Genomic DNA, 1,718 nt, shown 5'->3' on the forward strand with positions numbered 1-1,718 from the left:
TAACACTAAATCCAGACAGGATACTACATTCTGGTTTTTGCAACAGGGCCCCTTTACTTATATGCATGGCAAATTATTAGCGGAAAAGAAAAAGCAAAGTAGTACTAGTTTGCTATTGACGCTTAGGCTCATTCATCTCTTGTTCATAAGCGCCTATATTTCTTAATTTATCCATTAATTCATTTGCTAATTCAGCTGGTGTACCGTTAGCTGTATTAATAATAATATCGTAAACAACACCATGGTTTAAATTAAGGGAGGTTTTCTCCTGCGTACTTAGAAATCCAAATTTGTTTACTAGCTTAGTATATTCTTTAATTACTTTTTCTGTACCAATACGTGGTATTTCAGAAATATCTTTTTCAAATTCCAGTGTATTCAGTTCATCTTCAGCTATATGAATGCTTCCTTCATTATTTACGACTATTTTCACAGGATTTGCGCTTGGATAATTTAAACCATCTAAATCAACAGGATTTTCTAAAAGTAAACCATCATTTCCGGTATTTTGAATGTGCTTATTTAAGATATAAAAGATTTCTGTTTTGGTAAGTGTATCGGAAAACGAAGGATTAAAAACATGCTCTGCTTTTACCAAACTAGCTAATTGGAAAAACGGAAATAATCCTATACGTTGATTCATACGATCTTCCTGAGTAGCAGCATTATTTCTGCTCTGGATACGGTTACTCAATGCTTGCATCGGACAATAGGCTAGTACAGTTGACGTTGTTAATGATAAAGCTGGGTTTTCAGATTTATATTGCTTAACTCTAGTGTTGAATTGTTTTATAAACTCTTCGACAGACTCGCTCTCATTTGGAATAACATCTAATATAATAGTCTTGTCAGAATTATCTTCTATAAACACTTCATCATAAAGCTTTGTCATTGGATCTGGCCATGGAACTTGTTGTGCAGCTAGATCATATACGCTAGTAACAGCACGCAAATTTTCAGCTAGCAGGGATATTTCCTCTTCACTCATGCCTGCAGTTTTTAACAAATCCTCTAAACCTACTAAAGTGCTATTTTGAAATTGTTCCTTCATTATACAATGTCCTTTGGATAAAGAAACGATTCCAGTTGCTGCTAATTGCTTTACTTCATCGACTGTCATATAAGAATCTAATTTTTTATATAAATTTATCTTAGTTAATTCATCATCTAATAATGGTTTTATCTTTTCTGCATATTCAAACATGCATTTTCTTGCAACTTCATCAACACTGTTGGAAACCAGATTATTTGTTTTCACAAGTTCTTTGCAAAGCGATGATTTACCGGCTGTAGATGAACCTAGTAGTAAAATGACGTGCATATGCACTACCTCACAATTTTCTAAGACATTAGGAAATCTCTATTACATAATTATAGCAATAGAATATTAAGGAATATTAACGTTATATTAAGAATTAGTATCAAGAATTTACGTTATAAATAATGCTACTAGCCTTAGCTAAATTATTAGTTTAGCTAATTGTAAGGCTATGAAAGATATTTATTATGGATAGTTAGAGGATATTAACAAGTTCCTGGGTTGGATGAGATTTTTCAGGGGGGAATGATCTCTAATCGCTCCTATTTATTAGTAGAATATATCCATATAGGAAAAATGGCCCTGTTGCAAAAACCAGAATGTAGTATCCTGTCTGGATTTAAGTGTTAGCCATGAACTATAAAAACCCGATAGATTTTAAATGGCGTCATTTTCATGG

At 32.8% G+C, this 1,718-nt stretch carries 1 protein-coding gene; it reads right to left on the bottom strand.

The window, feature by feature from the left end:
- Positions 1-112 precede the first annotated feature (112 nt).
- Positions 113-1,321, bottom strand: coding sequence for a hypothetical protein (locus E1P04_RS17450; protein WP_131784126.1), 1,209 nt, complete (start codon positions 1,319-1,321; stop codon positions 113-115).
- Positions 1,322-1,718: the final 397 nt, after the last annotated feature.

The organism is Legionella gresilensis, assembly GCF_900639865.1.
GTDB lineage: Bacteria > Pseudomonadota > Gammaproteobacteria > Legionellales > Legionellaceae > Legionella_C > Legionella_C gresilensis.